General features: G+C 71.3%; 15 protein-coding genes. 10 read left to right on the top strand and 5 right to left on the bottom strand.

All coding sequences use genetic code 11. From position 1 onward, the window contains the following. From ACGFIA_RS23220 to ACGFIA_RS23210, 3 genes are all read left to right on the top strand, one after another. Nucleotides 1-1215, top strand: a 1215-nt coding sequence (locus tag ACGFIA_RS23220; protein WP_393261987.1) for a tetratricopeptide repeat protein, incomplete at its 5' end; no start/stop codon positions are given. A 138-nt stretch (nucleotides 1216-1353) separates the two neighbouring features. Then, a complete protein-coding gene (locus ACGFIA_RS23215; protein ID WP_357385721.1) occupies nucleotides 1354-1815 on the top strand; it encodes a hypothetical protein in 462 nt (153 codons plus the stop codon). 47 nt (nucleotides 1816-1862) lie between these two features. After that, the gene (locus tag ACGFIA_RS23210; RefSeq protein ID WP_357385719.1) at nucleotides 1863-2672 is read left to right on the top strand and encodes a barstar family protein; all 810 of its coding nucleotides are present in this window, start codon (nucleotides 1863-1865) and stop codon (nucleotides 2670-2672) included. On the opposite strand, the gene ACGFIA_RS23205 is transcribed toward ACGFIA_RS23210, so the two are convergent. Then, nucleotides 2632-5103, bottom strand: a complete 2472-nt coding sequence (locus ACGFIA_RS23205; protein ID WP_357385717.1) for an FtsX-like permease family protein — start codon at nucleotides 5101-5103, stop codon at nucleotides 2632-2634. The genes ACGFIA_RS23210 and ACGFIA_RS23205 overlap by 41 nt on opposite strands. Next, entirely contained in the window at nucleotides 5100-5849 is a 750-nt protein-coding gene (locus ACGFIA_RS23200) for an ABC transporter ATP-binding protein (RefSeq protein WP_357385715.1), read from the bottom strand. The genes ACGFIA_RS23205 and ACGFIA_RS23200 overlap by 4 nt, the downstream gene beginning before the upstream one ends. Nucleotides 5850-6131: 282 nt before the next feature. Here ACGFIA_RS23200 and ACGFIA_RS23195 point away from each other — a divergent pair, with 282 nt between their 5' ends. Together ACGFIA_RS23195 and ACGFIA_RS23190 are read left to right on the top strand one after the other, a co-directional pair. Continuing rightward, nucleotides 6132-6311 (top strand): hypothetical protein, encoded by a 180-nt coding sequence (locus ACGFIA_RS23195; RefSeq protein ID WP_357385713.1) that lies wholly within the window; start codon nucleotides 6132-6134, stop codon nucleotides 6309-6311. Between the two features lie 602 nt (nucleotides 6312-6913). Next, complete coding sequence (locus ACGFIA_RS23190; RefSeq protein ID WP_357385711.1) at nucleotides 6914-7237, top strand: hypothetical protein; 324 nt, start codon at nucleotides 6914-6916, stop codon at nucleotides 7235-7237. A gap of 352 nt (nucleotides 7238-7589) precedes the next feature. Here the strand turns inward: ACGFIA_RS23190 and ACGFIA_RS23185 are convergent, their stop codons facing one another. Both ACGFIA_RS23185 and ACGFIA_RS23180 read right to left on the bottom strand, forming a co-directional pair. After that, complete coding sequence (locus ACGFIA_RS23185; protein ID WP_357385709.1) at nucleotides 7590-8273, bottom strand: ABC transporter ATP-binding protein; 684 nt, start codon at nucleotides 8271-8273, stop codon at nucleotides 7590-7592. Next, entirely contained in the window at nucleotides 8270-9310 is a 1041-nt protein-coding gene (locus tag ACGFIA_RS23180) for an ABC transporter permease (protein WP_357385707.1), read from the bottom strand. Before ACGFIA_RS23180 ends, ACGFIA_RS23185 begins: the two co-directional genes overlap by 4 nt. 221 nt (nucleotides 9311-9531) lie before the next feature. Here ACGFIA_RS23180 and ACGFIA_RS23175 point away from each other — a divergent pair, with 221 nt between their 5' ends. From ACGFIA_RS23175 to ACGFIA_RS23165, 3 genes are all read left to right on the top strand, one after another. Further along, nucleotides 9532-10752: a sensor histidine kinase gene (locus ACGFIA_RS23175; RefSeq protein ID WP_357385705.1), complete on the top strand. Its 1221-nt coding sequence runs from the start codon at nucleotides 9532-9534 to the stop codon at nucleotides 10750-10752. Next, nucleotides 10749-11387 (top strand): response regulator, encoded by a 639-nt coding sequence (locus ACGFIA_RS23170; RefSeq protein ID WP_393261980.1) that lies wholly within the window; start codon nucleotides 10749-10751, stop codon nucleotides 11385-11387. The genes ACGFIA_RS23175 and ACGFIA_RS23170 overlap by 4 nt, the downstream gene beginning before the upstream one ends. A gap of 211 nt (nucleotides 11388-11598) precedes the next feature. Continuing rightward, nucleotides 11599-12702, top strand: a complete 1104-nt coding sequence (locus ACGFIA_RS23165) for an FUSC family protein (RefSeq protein ID WP_357480237.1) — start codon at nucleotides 11599-11601, stop codon at nucleotides 12700-12702. A gap of 50 nt (nucleotides 12703-12752) precedes the next feature. On the opposite strand, the gene ACGFIA_RS23160 is transcribed toward ACGFIA_RS23165, so the two are convergent. Further along, nucleotides 12753-13286: a hypothetical protein gene (locus ACGFIA_RS23160; protein ID WP_393261977.1), complete on the bottom strand. Its 534-nt coding sequence runs from the start codon at nucleotides 13284-13286 to the stop codon at nucleotides 12753-12755. Between the two features lie 490 nt (nucleotides 13287-13776). On the opposite strand from ACGFIA_RS23160, the gene ACGFIA_RS23155 reads away from it, so the two are divergent. Then, nucleotides 13777-14844: an SMP-30/gluconolactonase/LRE family protein gene (locus ACGFIA_RS23155; RefSeq protein WP_357480231.1), complete on the top strand. Its 1068-nt coding sequence runs from the start codon at nucleotides 13777-13779 to the stop codon at nucleotides 14842-14844. 27 nt (nucleotides 14845-14871) lie between these two features. Then, nucleotides 14872-16611, top strand: coding sequence for a PQQ-dependent sugar dehydrogenase (locus tag ACGFIA_RS23150; protein WP_393261974.1), 1740 nt, complete (start codon nucleotides 14872-14874; stop codon nucleotides 16609-16611). Nucleotides 16612-16829 lie beyond the last annotated feature (218 nt).

The raw sequence follows: 16829 nt of genomic DNA, 5'->3' as shown, positions 1-16829 counted from the left end.
TGGCTGCCCGACCTCGCCTCGTCCCTGAACAACCTCGGCGTCAGGCTCGCCGAGGCCGGGCGACGCGAGGAAGCCCTCGCCCCCACCGAAGAAGCCGTCACCATCCGGCGGCGGCTGGCCCAGAACAACCCCGACGCCTGGCTACCCGACCTCGCCACGTCACTGAACAACCTCCGACGAATCACCACGGACCCAGTGGCGGCGCGAAACAACTTCAGCGAGGTTTTGCGGGATTTCCCGGACCGGACCGACGTGGTGCACCGCCTCCGCGCCGAGTGGGCGGCGGGCCTGGTCGACGAGCATCCGGAAGAGGCGATCATTCACCTCGTCGACATCGTCCAGGCAGACGATGTCCCACCGCCGGTACTCGTCCGGGCCCGCGAGCTACTACGCCGTCTCCAGCACCGCGCGCCCGACCTGGTGCAGCAGGCCTACCCGGATCGTCCCGCCTGGCTCCTCATCACTGACCAGAGCCAGCAGCTCGTGGTCGGCTGGCTCGACACCGCGACCTGGACGGAATCCCGGGACTACCTGCGTCTCCACCCAGAGCTACTTACCGACGCCATCAAGCCCGTGCTCGACGAGCTCGCACTGCTCGGCAATGAGGGTTTCATCGATCTGCACCGAACGATCCTGCGCGAGGCCACAGAGGCGAACATCGACACCGCCTACCGACGGCTCATCCTGGACGACACCCTCAGAGAGTGGATGAACACCAGCACCTGGGAGGAATCACAAGCCTTCCTCACGGCTCATCCCCAGATCCTCGACGAGGTCGATGCCAGGGCAATCCTGCATGGCCTTGTTGCCGGCGAAGCCGACGCCACCGTGCTCGCGCACTCCGCGATCGTCACCCTCGCCCAAGCCATCGGCGTGCCCGAAGCGTACCGATGCTTGACCGACCATCAGCACCTGGACACGCAGGTCCGCGCGGCACTGGAGGCCCAGTCGGCGACGCTCCTGCAAGCCTGCGCCTGGCTCGAAGCACTGCTCTACGATCTGCCCCTCTCCAGCCTCGCCCATCAAGCGATAGCCGCCATCCTTGCCGATCAGCTCACCGACCTACCCGAGGGCCTGTCCGCGTTGGCCGCGCAAGCCGACGTTGACGAACGCAATCGAATGGCCGCTCAGATTGCCGGCCTGCTCCCTGGCCGGCCCGATGCGGCTCCGGCTCTGACCGCCCTGCTCACAGCCGTGCTGTCCCCACCGGGTTGATGACGCCTGCCGGTCGCCACGTCCCCGCCGGCGTCGAGCCTTGGAGAACGGCTGCGGCCCCGAGTTACACGGCATGGGGATCGAGTCAGTCCACGGCAGACACTGATCGGGGCGTGGCCCTCCCGTAAGGTGTCGTCCGTGGGTACGACGAGGGAGCCGGGTTCGTACGAGGTCCGCCTCGGCGTACGGTCGGCCCTCACCCTGCTCCTGTTCTTCCTCCTGCCGGTGCTCCTCGTCGTCGTGGGCGTCCTCACCTGGCCGCAGCAGAGCGCCATGGTGCTCGTCGGCTCGCTCAGCTGTGTCCCGCTCGCCATCGCCGGCGCCCCGCGCGTCCGGGCGATCCGGCATCGACGCAGCATCGTCGCGATCGACTCGCGCGGGGTGCGCCTGGGCCGGGACGACCACGGCAACGCAACCGTGCTGGAGCCGTGGCCGGCGGTCGACGCGGTGGTGCACTTCGACGCCAGGCGCAGCGGTGCCGACGACGAGTGGGAACGCTGCGTCGGCGTCGTTCGCGGCGGCCGGATCGTCAGCTACCGAGGCCTGGCGGGCAGCCGGTTGAACCTGGCGGGCCGCCCAGGCAACCGAGCGCTTCGGTGATGGCAGGCCCCTCCGCGAGGCGCCCGACGTGCGTGACCTGCCACGCGGTGCGTTCGACAGCCTGCCTCTGCCGCTACCCGACGGGTGGCTGCACGGCGCCGCACGGTCCGGAGAGGAACGCGGTACTGGTCGAGATTGACGGCCGCGAGGTACGAAGCGAAGGCGACCTGCACCGGCTCCTCGCCCACGCCCTCGACTTCGGCCCGCACCACGGATCGAACCTCGATGCCCTGTGGGACCGGCTGAGCAGGGACGTCCCCCGCCCGGTACGAGTCGTCTGGACCCACTGGCGGGTCAGCAGGCGGAACCTCGGCGCGCAGCAGTTCGAGAAGATCTGCGACCTGCTGCGCGCCGTCCAGGCGGAGGATCGAAAGTCCGGTCGCCAGGAGCGGTTCGAGTTCGAGCTGTCCTCGGGGGCGCCGGATGCGCTCGCGGGTGACCGCCGGCGGCGAGGGCAGGCGTTGCGGCGAGTGCTGTTCTTCCTGGCCTGCGTCGCGGTCGGTGTGGCCCTGTTGATGCTGCTCAGCGCCGGCAATGGCGCCGGACGGTGGTTCGGCGTCACGTTCTGCGCTCTCCTGGCAGTCGGCGGGGCCGTCGGCGGCCGGTGGGGGCGCGGGCCGGTGGCGCGAGGCGTACGCGCTCCGCACCTGGCCAGGGGTGCCCTGGCGAGCCTGCCGTTGTGCGTGCTGGCCGGCGTCCTCATCTGGTGGCGGCCCTCGGTGGGAACCGGCCTGCCGATCGTGCCGTTCCTGATCTGCATGACGCTCGGGTTGCTCCTGATGGTGCCGGTCGGCTTGATGGGCGACGACGACACGCCTACTCCTTCAGGCCGATGTCGTCGATCGGCGGAGTGCTGAGCAGCCGCCGGACCGGCCACACCGTGCTCACCAGCGCCAGCAGCGTCGTACCGCCGAGCACCGCCGCCCATCCGAGCGGCGGGACGTACGGGATCGGGCTGCCGGTCAGTCCGTTGACGATCGCGGCCAGCGTCAGCAGCGCGATCGTCGCGCCGATCAGCACCGCGGTGCCGAGCAGCCCGGCCTGTTCGGCCTGGACCATGCCGCGAATCTGACGGCGGGTGACCCCGACCAGTCGCAGCAACGCCAGCTCGCGGCGGCGGGCCAGCGCCGCCAGCACCATCGTGGTCGACGCGGCCAGCGCCGCGTACCCGACCATCACGCCGATCAGCAGCCGGTTCAGCCAGGCGCTGAGCGCCAGATCGGTGCTGAGCAGGCGGGTACGGGTGGCGGCGTCGAGAACCTCGGCACCGGGCCGCCCGGCCGCCCACGTGGCCAGCGCGGCGTCGGCGTCCGCCCCGCCTCGGACCAGCACCTCGTCGACGGTGTTCCCCGCCGTGTGCCCGGCGACCGTCTCGGCGGCCAGGGTGACGTCGCCGAAGCCGAGGCCACGCTCGTAGATCGCGACGATCTCCAACGTGACCGGAGTGCCGTCGCCCAGCCAGAGTTCCGCCTTGTCGCCGACGTCCCAGCCGGACGAGGACGCCTGTGTCGCGGCCAGGGCGACGGTGCCGGCGCGCAGGTCGGCCAGGTTGCCCTCGCGCACGGCGAGGTCCATCGTCGACGTGACGTCCGCCGGGTCGACGGACTGCGCGCCGACCGGCTCGATGCCGCCGAGCGCCCGCACGACGACCTGGGTGCGGCGTACCCCGGTGGCCGCCCGCACCCCGGGCAGCTCGCCGATGTCCCGCGCCGCGTCGGCGGGCAGCCCGCCCGGAGCGGTGATCACCCGCTCGGCGAGGGTTCCGGCGCTGCTCTGCGTGGTGGTCTGCCGTTCCAGGTTGTTCTGCAGGAACCAGACCGAGCCACCGAATCCCACGGACAGCACCAGGGCGGTCAGGACGGTCGCCATGCCCTGCGCGTTGGCCCGCAGGTTGGCGGCGGCCAGGTAGCCGCCGGCCCGCCAGATGCGCGGCAGCACCGGGGTGAGCAGGCGTGCCGCGTACGCGTTGATCATCGGCGCGAGCAGCGCCACCGCGATGACGAACAGGTAGAGCATGCCGACCGCGCCGGCCAGTGCCCCGGCCGACCCGCCGGCGCCGAGCGCGAACGCCCCGGAGCTGCCGGCCGCCGTCAGCGTCAGCACGCCGGCGATCGGCCGTACCGGGCCGCTGCGCCGAGGTTCGACGGCGATCTCGCCGAGCGCCTCGACCGGCTTGATGGCGGTGACCCGGCGGGCGGCGACCAGCGCGGCGAGGACCGCCACGAGGATCGCCGTACCGATGGCGGCGGGCACCGCGAACAGGCCGCCCGCCATCGGGAAGCCGGCCGGCACGAACCCCCGACCGATGAGTTCGCCGTGCACCCAGCGGGCCGCCAGCAGGCCGGCCGGGCCGCCGACCGCGGAGCCGGCCAGGGCGAGCAGCGTGGCCTCGGCAACCAGCATGCGGCGCACCTGTCCCGGTGTGGCGGCGACCGCGCGCAGCAACGCCAGGTCACGGCGACGGTGCCGGACGGACAGCCCGATGGTGCCGGCCACCACGAACACGATCAGCAGGACGACGTACCCGCCGAAGGCCGACCCGACCTCGACCAGCAAGCCCCGGGCGGCCTGGCTCTCCGGCTGCTCGGCCTTTCCGCGGTCCTTCCCGGCGTACGTCGTGGCGCCGGCCGCCGACGCGATCTCACGCACCGCGTCGAGGTCGGCGCCGGGCGCCATGCGTACGCCGATCGCGTCCACCCGGCCCGGGTGGGCGGAGAGGCGGGCGGCCTGCGCGTCGGTGAAGAACACCGCCGCCGAACCGGTCTCGGCGGTGCCGCTCACCCGGTACGACCGGCTGACCCCGCCGACGACCAGGTCGACGCGGTCGCCGGGCGCCATGCCGAGCCGGGCGTCGACGACCACCTCGTCGTCGAGCCGTGGCTCGGCTCCGGCGGTGACGGGACGGCCGGTGAAGGCGTACGTCTGCCAGCTGTGGCCCACGGCGGCGGGCGAGCCGATCGGCACCGCGTGGTCGCCGGCGACGGCGGTGACGCCCGGCACCCGGCGGATCCGGTCCACTAGGCCGGCGTCTACAGTGCCACCCTCGGGCAGCGTCACGGTGCTCGTGGTGGTGTCGCCGTCGAACTCCCGGGACGTGTGGCTGATCGTGCGGTTGGCGACCACCGCGTCGGCGCTCGCCCAGAGCCGCGGCTCCGGGCGGAACCGCAGCCCCGATTCGACGAGCGTGCCCATCGCCACCAGGATCAGCACGCCGACGATCAGGGCCACCAGGGTCGCGGCGGCGGGTCCGGCGCGGTGCCGCAGCAGGCGGGCGGCGAGGGCGGTCATCGGAGGACCCGCCCGTCCAGCGACGCGAGCTGCTCGGCGATCCGGACGGCGCCGAGCTGCGGAAGGTCGGCGACGATCGCGCCGTCGGCCAGCACGAGCACCCGATCCGCGTACGAGGCGGCGATCGGATCGTGGGTCACCATCACCACCGTCTGCCCGTGTTCGTCCACCACCGCGCGCAACAGCGTCAGCACCTCGGCGGCGGTCCGCGAGTCGAGGGCGCCCGTGGGCTCGTCCGAGAAGATCACCTCGGGGCGGGTGGCCAGTGCCCGGGCGATTGCCACCCGCTGCTGCTGACCGCCGGACAACGCCGCCGGCCGGTGGTGCAGCCGGTCGGCGAGGCCGACCCGCTCCACGACGTGGGTCAGCCACGCCCGGTCCGGGCGCACACCGGCCAGACGCAGGGGCAGCACGATGTTCTCCTCGACGGTGAGCGCGCCGATCAGGTTGAACGCCTGGAAGACGAACCCGATCCGGGTACGCCGCAGCTCGGTCAGGCGCGTCTCGGACAGCCCGGACAGGTCGGTGCCACCGAGGACCACCCGGCCGTTCGTGGGGCGGTCGAGCCCGGCCGCGATCTGCAACAGCGTGCTCTTGCCGGAGCCCGAGGGCCCCATCACGGCGGTGAAGGTCCCCCGGCCGAAGCCGACATCGACGCCCGCGAGCGCGGTCACCTGGTTGCGGCCGGTGCCGTACACGCGGGTGAGTTGTTCGACGCGTACCGCCGGTTCGATGGTCTGTCCCATTCTGGTGGCCTCTCTCCGTGTCATCGGCGGCAGCTGCACGCACCAGAAACGCTATTGACCTGGAGGAACGACAACCATCCAGCGGACTGCCCGATCCCGGTACAGCAGGCGCTACCACCGACCCGGGCGCTCGCCTGGCAGCATCCGTGATGGCCGGGACGAGGTAGCCGCGCGGCGGCGGCCCGCTCCTGCCGGCTGGACGCCCCTTCCCTGCCGACGGCCGCCACCTGGGCGTGCGCACCGGGCCAGCGGCGCCGCTACCGGATGCAGAGGATCGCAGGCATGACCGTCGAGGTGCGCCGTGACCGCTGGTACGCCCTGCTGATCGTCGGCTTCCTCGCGCTCGGGCTCGGATCGGTGATCAAGAACCAGCTCATCGCGGCGGGTGGCTACCCCGAGCTGAACCCGGCCGGGAGTGCTCGTGCGGTTGTCAGGTACCCGGCCACCCGCAGCGTTACCTGACCGTTACCTTTCGCGCTGAGTGAGGATGCTTCACATCCGCCTTCGCAACATATACGGAGCAACAAGTCTAACCAGACACCAAGGCAACGCTGCGTAGCGAACCGCATAGCGCCGCATCAATGGCGCCCGCCAAAACGGCCCCCACGACGGAGAGAATCGCCTATACGCTCACAGCGTCAGACGCTTTCTTAAGGGCGGATGACCGATAAACGAGTGGCCTCAGTTGCCACGCGATGCGTAAAGGAGTGCACGGGGGATGAAGTGGATGCGAACTCTAGGAATGGCGACTGCCGTTCTCGCCGCAATCGGCGGGTCCGCGCTTGTCGGCTCGCCTGCCTCGGCAGACTGGAACGGCAAGCCGTGTCAGGTCCAGATTACCGAACCCGGAGTCACCGGCAACGCCTGGGGATGGTGCGACGGCACTGGTCCTCAGCGCTACGAAATCTGGATCAAGTGTGAAAACGGCAAGACCTATGTAAGCGCCTCCAAGCCTTGGTTCGGGGATCGTCGGGGCGCCTCCGTGTGGTGCCCGTCCGGGCTCTGGGCAGTTACCGCAGGCGGACGCCGAGCCTAACCAGAGCAGCAACTTCCAGGAGGCGAAAGTGATTCGTAAGCTGGCAGTCAACGCAGCCCTTTTGGCCGCGAGCGCCGCTACCGCAGCAACCGTCATGGCCGCTCCGGCCTCGGCTGGCTCCGCTAAGGCGGAATGGTTCGGCGACGTCCATGTGACGCTGAACACCCCAACCAGCTATGGGGGTTGGGTCGACGGCAACGGCCCGGACAGCTACCGCTTCTTCGTGATTTGCTCAAACGGCAAGACGTACAACGGCGTCACTCGATGGGCTGGAGACCGGCGCGGCTCGTTCGGCTACTGCCCGTCGGGCACCACCGCTAGTTACAAGGGCCGGACCGAGATTCCCGCCTAGTCAGTCCTGGGCGCGTCCGCCAAATTTGTGCGACCGATGGCCCGGTACACGCTGGCTTGTGCTCGACGCGGGCGGCAGGGGTCGTGATGATCGATGCATGACGACTCCTCGCCGCCCGTATCGCACTGTGAAACGCCCGGGATATTGTAGAGACCTTGATATTCCCCGGCTTCTCGGAGACGCGTCGATTGTGCAGTCGCCGATGGGTCCCATCGATGGCGTCGGGCCAGCTTCCTGCCCGTTACCTTTTTGACCATCCCCAGCCGGAAACCCTCGGTCGCCCGGCCCGGTATGACTGGGACTGTCCACGCAGCTCGTCGTCGCGGGATCGGCGGACCATGAGTTCCGAGCCTCAACGGGCCGGTGCCGGCAGGTGCAGGCGGCCGTCGTGGACCTCGGCGACCTGGTCGACGGCGGTGAGGTGGGTGCGGTCGTGGGTGACCAGGACGGTGGCGGTGGCCTGCTGGTGGGTGAGGCGGGTGATCAGCTCGATGACGGCGGCGCCGCGTTCGTGGTCGAGAGCGCTGGTGGGTTCGTCGACGAGCAGGACGGTGGGGTCGTTCATCAGGGCGCGGGCGATGTTGACGCGCTGGCGCTGACCGCCGGAGAGCTGGTGCGGCCGGCGGTCGGCCTGGCCGGCGAGGCCGACCGCGTCGAGGAGTTCCACGGCGCGGGTACGGGCTCTGGCCGGTGGGCGGCCGTCGATCTGGGCCATCACCTGGAGTTGCTCGGCGGCGGTGAGGGAGGGCAGCAGGTTGGGCTGCTGGAAGACGATGCCGATCTTGTGGCGGCGCAGGTCGGCGAGTTCGCCCCGGGTCATTCCGGCGGTGGGGGTGTCGTCGATGGTGACGGTGCCGGAGTCGGGGGTGATGAGGGTTGCGGCGACCGCCAGGAGGCTGGACTTGCCGGAGCCGGAGGGGCCGATCACGGCAGTCAGGCTGCCCTTGGGTACGTCCAGGGTGACGCGGTCGAGGGCGGTCAGCCGTCCCTCGCCGTCGGGGTAGGTGAGGGTGATGTCGGTCAGGTTCAGGCTCATCGGGCGCTCCCCAGGGCGGTCAGCGGGTCGACGGAGGTGATGCGGCGGATCGCCAGAGCGGCGCCGAGGGCGCCGAGGACGACTGTCACGGCCGCGGGAAGGACGACGGTTACCGGGGTGAGGAGGAACGGCACCGTCGACCCGGCGACGAGGGCACCGAGTACGGCGGCGAGGCCGGTGCCGAGCAGGGTGCCGCCCGCGAGCAGGACGACGGCCTGCCCGAGGGCGTCCTTGAGAAGGTTGGCGGTGGGGGCGCCGAGGGCCTTGAGCACTGCGACGTCGCCGCTGCGCTGGATGGTCCAGACGGTGAAGAAGGCCCCGATGACGAGGGCGGAGATGGCGAACAGGAAGCCGCGCATCAGCTGCAGGGAGCCGTTCTCGGAGGTGTAGGAGCCGATCGCGGACAGCGAGTCGGCGACGGAGACCGTCCTGGTGCCCGCCTGCCGGTCGGTGGCCGCCAGATCGGCCCCCGAGGTGGTGGTCAGGGCGACAACGGTGGCCGTCGGGCTGCCGTCACCGGTGCCGGTGGGAGGCGCGCTCCTCTGCCACACGCCCAGGCTGATCCACACCACAGGGGTGTGGCTGAAGGAGGCGTCGCCCCGTACGGCCGCCACGGTGAGTTGCTGCCCGGCCAGGGTGACGGAGTCGCCGGCCCGCACACCGAGGTCGTCGGCGGCCTTGGTGGACAGCACTGCCGAGCGGTCGTCGATCCGGCCGCTGTCGGGGGCCAGACGGGAGCCGGGCTGGACGCCGAAGGCGGAGACCCCGACGCTCCTGTTTCCGGCGGTGGCCCTGGTCGTGGTGATGCCCAGCGGTTCGGCGCCGGTGACTCCGGGGGCCTCGGCCCACTGCTGCCACTGCTTCTGGGTGACTGTCGAGTTGGAGTACGACACGTCCTGGCCCTCGCCGGGCGCCTGGAAGGCGATCCTGTCGGCGGGCAGGCCGGTGATGGCGGAGATGTTCTGCTGGCCCAGTCCGGCCGTCAACCCGGACAGCAGCCCGACCAGCAGGGTGATCAGCACGATGACGGCCCCCATCAGGGCAAAGCGTCCCTTGGCGAACTTCAGATCTCTCCAGGCGACAAACACGGCAGTGGCCCGTCCTCTCGGCGGTGAAGCGGTACGACTCCACCATCGCGGCCGGTGCCGGCGTCCGCGTCTGGCGTAGGCCGGCACTTCAGAGGCCGAAAGACGGCGCCCGGGTTCCAACTTTCGATAGAGGCCCCGGGTGCGCCGGCGCCGGTAACGTGGGACGCACTGTGAGCACCGCTGCCCCTGCCCTGACCCCGACCACCCGAGCCCTGGCCTGGTGCCTGCACCTGCTGATCATCGGCCTGCTCGTCCTGGCCGCAGGCCGGGCGGTGGCCGACGACCGACCCCACGCCGGATCGATCGTCGGCGTGGCGGTGGCGTGCGGTCTGGCGTACGCCATCGGGCCGCTCCTTCCCCGCATCCGGCGCTCGCGGCGGGCCGCGGCCTGGTGGCTGGCCGCCGTCGGCGCGGTGTGGCTGGTGTTGCTGGGCCTGTCCCCCGACGCGATCTGGGTGGCGTTCCCGCTGTACTTCCTCCAGCTCCACCTGCTGCCGCGCCGCGCCGGCCTGGCCGCCGTGATCGTGACCGCCGTGGCGGCCATCGTCGGGTTCGGCGCCCACACCGGCTCCTTCACCCCCGCCACGGTGATCGGTCCCGCGCTCGGCGCCGCCGTCGCCGTCGGGGTGGTCTGGGGATACCAGGCCCTGTATCGGGAGAGCGAGCAGCGCCGGCAGCTGATCGAGGAACTCACCGCCACCCGGGCGGACCTGGCCCGGGCCGAGCACACCGCCGGCGTGCTCGCCGAGCGGGAGCGTCTGGCCCGCGAGATCCACGACACCCTCGCCCAGGGCCTGTCCAGCATCCAGTTGCTGCTGCGCGCCGCCGAGCGCGCCCTGCCCGGCCGGCCCGGTGCCGCCTCGGGTCACGTCGACGCGGCCCGTCAGGTCGCCGTGGACAACCTCGCCGAGGCCCGCCGCTTCGTCGCCGCGCTCACCCCGCCCACCCTGGAAGGCACCACCCTGGCCGGGGCCCTGGAACGCCTGTGCACCACCACCAGCGCCCGCCATCGCCTCAGCGCCCGCTTTCACCTCGTCGGCGACCCAGTGTCGCTGCCGACCGCCCATGAGGTGGCTCTCCTGCGTATCGCCCAGTCCACAGTCGCGAACACGGTCCGCCACGCCCAGGCCACCACGACCGACGTCACCCTCAGCCATCTCGGCGACCGCGTCGCCCTTCACGTCGTCGACAACGGGCGCGGCTTCGACCCGGAACAGCTGCCCGTCCCCGACGTCGACAGCGGCGGCTTCGGCCTGGCGGCCATGCGCGCCCGCATGAACGCCCTCGGCGGCGCCCTCACCGTCGAATCCGCGCCCGGCCACGGCACCGCCCTGACCGCCGAGCTTCCCCTCACCCCGCCCACCAGGACCGAGCCCGAGGGCCGCCCGTGACCGACGACGCCGCCATCCGCCTCCTCCTGGCCGACGACCACCCCGTCGTACGGGCCGGACTGCGCGCCGTGCTGGAAACCGAACCCGGCCTCGTCGTCGTGGCCGAAGCCGCCACCGCCGAGGAGGCCGTCACCCGCGCCGACGCGGGCGACATCGACGTCGTGCTGATGGACCTCCAGTTCGGGAAGGGCATGGGCGGTGCCGAAGCCACCGCCCGGATCACCGCCCGCCCGGAAGCGCCGCGCGTGCTGATCGTCACCACCTACGACTCCGACGCCGACACCCTGCCCGCCATCGAGGCCGGCGCCACCGGCTACCTCCTCAAGGACGCGCCACCCGAGGACCTGGCCGCCGCCGTCCGTACTGCCGCCGCCGGACGCACCACGCTGGCGCCCACCGTCGCGAACCGGCTGATGAGCCGCCTGCGTACGCCGGGCACCGCCCTGACCCGACGCGAGACCGAGGTCATCGCCCTGGTCGCCGACGGTCTGTCCAACCACAGCATCGGCACCCGCCTCCACCTGACCGAAGGCACCGTCAAGTCTCACCTGGCCCGCATCTACGCCAAGCTCGGCGTCGAGTCGCGCACCGCCGCCGTCGCCACCGCCACCCAACTCGGCCTCATCCGCCGCTGACCCGGGCACGTGCGGGTCGTCACGGGCGTCGGTCACGGGCATCAGAAATGGGAAGCCGTCGCCGAGGTGCCTCACCACTCCTCTCGAGGAATCCTCGTCACGCTGCCTGCCAACCGAGCGATTGAGCAGGTCACAGCCGGGGTAGTGGCCCTCCTCGCGGAAGATCGAACGGCGGCCGGTCCCGGTCCGCCCGGCGAGAGGGGCACCACCGGTGCGGACCTGGGTACGCGGCGCCGCCGCGCGGCTGCGCAGCGACGGGATGACAGTGGTCGAGCTGACCGCCGCCGCTGTGGTCGCCTGGATCGTGGCGGCGGTGGTGATCCGCCACCCGGACCCGTTCTTCGCACCGACCGCCGCGCTGGTCGTGCTCGGCGAGTCCCGCGGGCGGAGACTACGGCAGACCGTCGAGATCCTGCTCGCCGTCGCCGCCGCCGTGCTCGTCGCGGAACTACTGGTGTACGCGCTGGGCCCGGGCACCGACACGGTCCTGCTGGTGCTGCTGCTGACCACCACGACGCTCGTGGTGATCGGAGCCCGCCGCGCCCTGGTCGTGCAGGCCACCGTCTCGGCCATGTACCTGGTCGTGGTGTCCGCGCCGAACGGGACGCTCATGCCGTTTCGCTTCGTCGACGCGCTCATCGGCGGCGCCGTGGCGCTCGCCGCCAGCCAGCTGATGGCCGCCCGCGACCCGCTGGCACCACTTGTTGCCCAGGCCCGCCGCAGCTACACCGACCTGGCCGACCTGCTCGACCAGGTAAACGCGGCGCTGCGGGGCTGCGACGAGGACGCCGCCCGCGCCGCCCTGGAGCGGGCGCGCCAGGTGGACGACTGCGTCGCCGAGATGCAGGCCGCGGTGCTCGCCACCGGTGAGACGCTGCGGCTGGGACTGCGCCGCCGGCACCTGGGCAAGCTCGTCGAGGTGGAGGCCACACTGCGGCAGCTCGACTACGCCGCCCGCAACATCCGCGTGCTGGCCCGCGCCGGCGTGACCCTGACCCGCCGGCACACCGCCACCCCGCCGGAGCTGGCCGCCGCGATCGGCGCGCTGACCTCTGCCGTACGGTCGGCTGGTGAGGCCATGGCCCACGACCTCACCGGCGCCGACGCCGACCGGCACGCGCAGCGGGCCGACGCGGCGGCCCTGGAGGCGGTCCGGATCGCCGCCGGCCTGCTGCGGACCGATCCGCCGCTGCCGGTCACCATGATCGTCGGGCAGATCCGGGCGACCGCGATCGACCTGCTGCGCGGCGTCGGCCACGACGACGTGACGGTGCTGGACCGGGTGGACGAGGCGCTCGGCCTGAGCCGGAGGTGACGCCGGGCGTCCGGCGATGCCCTTCGGCAGGTTCCCCAGCTGTTCCGTCGCTATCTGTTGGCGATGCCGATCGCCGCGAGACCGCCCAGCAATCCGCCCGCCTGCATGGTCAAGCGCAGGTACCACTGCCATCCCTTGAGCCGGCCCGGGTGGTACGTGAGGGCGTGTATCCGGTGCGCGACCAGGAACCAGCCTGTCCACGCCACGACGACCACGGCCAAGCCGGCCGCCACGCCGGTCAGCATCGGCTGCTTGTCGTCGTCCGAGATGCCGGCCGCACTCAGCAGGGGCCATAGTGCGAGGAACGGTAGGACCAGCCAGAACTTAGCTGTCAACGCAAGCGGAGCCACCGCCGATCTTCCGCGCGACGCGAGCAGAGCACCCGCTGACTGAGAAAGTCCCATGAAGACGGAGAACACGCAAAGCCCGAGTACGAGGTGTGGCCACCCGTTTGTCGCACGTGCCGCGGCGACCAGAATCGGCAGCAGGAACAGCCCGGCGAGAAAACCCACCAGCTTGCCGGCGGCGAACCGGGCGAGGAACCTGCCGATCGACGGCAGAGGATCCCACTGCTGCGTCCGCACCGGTGACATCGTGGGGGCCGGCCCAGCCGCCGGGACCTGATTCGCCGGCTCCGCGGGGACCGTCGTGGCCCGTCGTGCGGGTTGAATGTGCGCGTGGCGCGGGGTCGGCGGGCGTCGCTTCCGCGCGCCTTTCTGGCGGCTGTTACGTCCTCGGGATCCCATCGGTTCAGGGTGTCGGGTGTCCGCAACCCACCGTCCATCGCTGGTCGTCCCGGCTGTCTTCGCCCTGAACGGTTGCTGTCGGTAGTTACCGGCACTCCGCGTGGGTCGTCAGCAGCCGGGAGGTGGTGGGCCGACGCGGTACAGAGGACGGACGGAGCCTCCGCGCACGCTCCGAAGGTGGTCGTGGGGAACTGATGCGGGGCGCTGCTTCCTCGCCTAAGCTGCGTCACATACGCATCGATATTCATCAATAGCAGGTGCCGGCGACCGGGGTCGGCTCACCGGCAACCACCGGCTTCGCATTCGCCGATTTCGATTGGAGTACCCGATGACCTGGCGTCCAACCATCGCCACGCTCACCGGCCTGTGCCTCGCACTCGCCACCGCACCCGGTCCCGTCGGTGCCGCACCCCCGGCACCTCGGGACGCCGCTTATGTTAACGCTCACACGAGTGGCGTCCCGCTCTACGGCCCACCCGGCGCGCCCCCGGGGGTCTGCCCGGGCGGCACCGGATACGGCCCGCCCCTGCCGGCCACCTCCGTGTCCGCGACGAAGATCCAGAGCGGGTTCTCGTTCCTCGAAGGACCGGTCTGGATCGCCGACGGCGGCTACCTGCTGATGTCCGACATGGCCGCGGGCACCGGGCCGAACAACGTGCAGCCCTCCACGATCCGCCGGTTCACCCCGCCGGCGACCTTCGACACCTTCATCGCCGACGCCGGCAGTAACGGCCTGGCGCTCAGCCCCGACGCCCAGCAGATCATCGCCGCCACCCACGATCAGCGGAACGTCTCCGCGTACCGGCTGAGCGACAAGGCCCGCAGCACTGTCGCCGCCGGCTACCAGGGCCGGGCGTTCAACTCACCAAACGACGTCACGGTCCGTTCCGACGGCGTCGCCTACTTCACCGACCCCACCTTCCAGCGCGGCAACCGACCCGACCAGATGAGCGGACGTACCAGTGTCTTCCGCGTCTCCGGCGGCCAGGTGTCGCTGGTGGACGACCGGCTGCGGCAACCCAACGGCATCGCGCTCTCCCCGGACGGCAGCACGCTCTACGTGGGCGCCTACGCCGAGAACAAGATCTACAAGTACGTCGTCCAGCCCGACGGCAGCAGCGGCACCCGCAGCGTCTTCGTGAACTACCTCGGCGGTCCCGACGGGGTGACCGTCGACTGCGCCGGCAACGTCTACTGGGCCTCCGGCTCGGACGGGCTGATCCACGTCTACTCCCCCGCCGGCGCGCAGCTCGGCACGATCCGCTCCGGCGGCACCGGCACCACCAACGTGGCGTTCGGCGGACCCGACCGGCAGACCCTCTACATCACCTCCGGCCGGACGAACGACTCCGGCCTGTACAGCGTGCGGCTCAACGTCCCCGGCTACCCGTACTGACCAAGAACCCCGGGAAGGAAAAGCACCGTGCGGATTACTCCTCACCAGCCCCGCCACCGCGTCCCGCTCGCCCTGCTGATCTGCGCCGGCACCATCCTGACCGGTGTACCCGCCAACGCCGCGGCGGCGGCACCCGCTACCGGGAGCCGGCCGGCGGCCCGGCTCGCCGCCGACACCAGCCCGCCCACCCGGCCGACCGGCCTGCGCAGCAGCCGGCTGACCTGCCAGTCCGTCACGCTCTCCTGGTACGCCTCGCGGGACAACGTCGGCGTCGCCTTCTACGACATCTACCACGACGGCCAGCTCGTCACCTCGGTCCCGGGACGGACGCTGACCGCCACGCTCAGCGTCGTGCAGGGTGTCACCTGGGGCTGGTACGTCAACGCCCGCGACGCCGCCGGCAACGTCTCGCAGGCCAGCTCCACGCTCTCGGTCACCCCGCCGTTCTGCCAGCAGGACACGTCTCCGCCCAGCCCGCCGACCAACCTGGCCGCGACGGTCAACGGCACGGACGTGACCCTCACCTGGTCGGCCTCCACCGACAACGTCGCGGTCACCGGCTACACCATCCTGCGCAACGGTACGGCGGTCGGCTCCACCACCGGCACCGCCAGCAACCCGCCGGCGACCACGTTCACCGACACCGGGCTGACGCCCGGCACCGACTACCGGTACACGGTGACCGCCCGGGACGCCCAGGGCAACGTCTCGGGGGCGAGCGCCGCGGTCACCGCGCACACGGGCTCGGGCTGCACGAGCCCGGTCTGCGGCTCCACGGTCATCACCACCGAGAAGGACCTGCCCTGGGGCCTGGTGCAACTGCCCGACGGCACGGTCCTCTACGGCCGGCGCGACCTGTTCGACATCGTCGCCATGAACCCGGACGGTACCAACAAGCACAGCATCGGCACCGTGCCGAACGTGGCCGGCACCAACGGCGAGGGCGGCGTGCTCGGGCTGGCCGTCTCGGCCAGCTTCACCACCGACCGCTGGCTGTACATCTACCACACCACCACGACCGACAACCGGATCGTGCGCATCCGCTACGACGGCACGCTGCAAACCGGCACCGAGCAGGTGCTCGTCACGGGAATCCCGCGCAACAAGTACCACAACGGCGGCCGGCTGCGCTTCGGCCCCGACGGCAAGCTCTACGCCGCCACGGGCGACGGGCAGAACCCGGACGTGGCCCAGAACACCAACAACCTGGGCGGCAAGGTGCTGCGGCTCAACCCCGACGGCACCGTGCCGGCGGACAACCCCTTCGGCAACTACGTCTGGAGCTACGGCCACCGCAACCCCCAGGGACTCGCCTTCGACTCCCAGGGCCGGCTCTTCGAGCAGGAGTTCGGCAACAACGTCATGGACGAGACCAACATCATCGTCAAGGGCGGCAACTACGGCTGGCCTGCCTGCGAGGGCACCTCCGGCGACTGCGCCAACCCGAACTTCAGGGCCCCGATCCGGACGTACCCGGTGGCCGAGGCCTCGTGCAGCGGCATCGCGATCGTCCGAGACGTGCTCTACCTCGCCTGCCTGCGTGGTAACCGGATGTACCGCGCGGAGATCAGCGGCAACACGCTCACCAACGTCCAGCAGTACTTCGTCGGGACGTACTTCCGGCTGCGTACCGTCGAACCGACCCTCGACGGCAACCTGTGGCTGACCACGAGCACCGGCGGAGACAAGGACAGCACCCCGAACAACAGCAACGAGAAGATCCTCAAGGTGACCCTCGGTGGGGCGGTGTCCGGCCCCACGGGCTGAGGGCGAGCCGGCACTGCCAGCCCTCGGAGGGTGTCCGCGTCGCGCGGGTGCCCTCCGAGCGGTCCGGGCCAGGGAACGAGGTATTCGAGGCCTGCGGCGGCGCGAGAGGGACCGAACTCCGTCACCGCGTACTCGGCCAGGCCGCGCTGCCGGAACGGGACCATGGCGGACCTACGGCCGAGGTCATCCGGAAGCGGCAGCAGGGGTTGCCTCATCTC

This window comes from Micromonospora sp. NPDC049203, assembly GCF_043197215.1.
In the GTDB taxonomy this organism is placed as follows: domain Bacteria; phylum Actinomycetota; class Actinomycetes; order Mycobacteriales; family Micromonosporaceae; genus Micromonospora.
The sequence above is the reverse complement of the archived record's forward strand: the minus strand, read 5'-3'. Positions and strand labels throughout refer to the sequence as shown.

What these genes read in the sequence shown, in the direction of transcription:
- ACGFIA_RS23205 (WP_357385717.1), bottom strand. Translation starts at nt 5,103, where the DNA reads ATGACCGCCCTCGCCGCCCGCCTGCTGCGGCACCGCGCCGGACCCGCC.
- ACGFIA_RS23200 (WP_357385715.1), bottom strand. Translation starts at nt 5,849, where the DNA reads ATGGGACAGACCATCGAACCGGCGGTACGCGTCGAACAACTCACCCGC.
- ACGFIA_RS23195 (WP_357385713.1), top strand. Translation starts at nt 6,132, where the DNA reads ATGACCGTCGAGGTGCGCCGTGACCGCTGGTACGCCCTGCTGATCGTC.
- ACGFIA_RS23185 (WP_357385709.1), bottom strand. Translation starts at nt 8,273, where the DNA reads ATGAGCCTGAACCTGACCGACATCACCCTCACCTACCCCGACGGCGAG.
- ACGFIA_RS23180 (WP_357385707.1), bottom strand. Translation starts at nt 9,310, where the DNA reads ATGGGGGCCGTCATCGTGCTGATCACCCTGCTGGTCGGGCTGCTGTCC.
- ACGFIA_RS23155 (WP_357480231.1), top strand. Translation starts at nt 13,777, where the DNA reads ATGACCTGGCGTCCAACCATCGCCACGCTCACCGGCCTGTGCCTCGCA.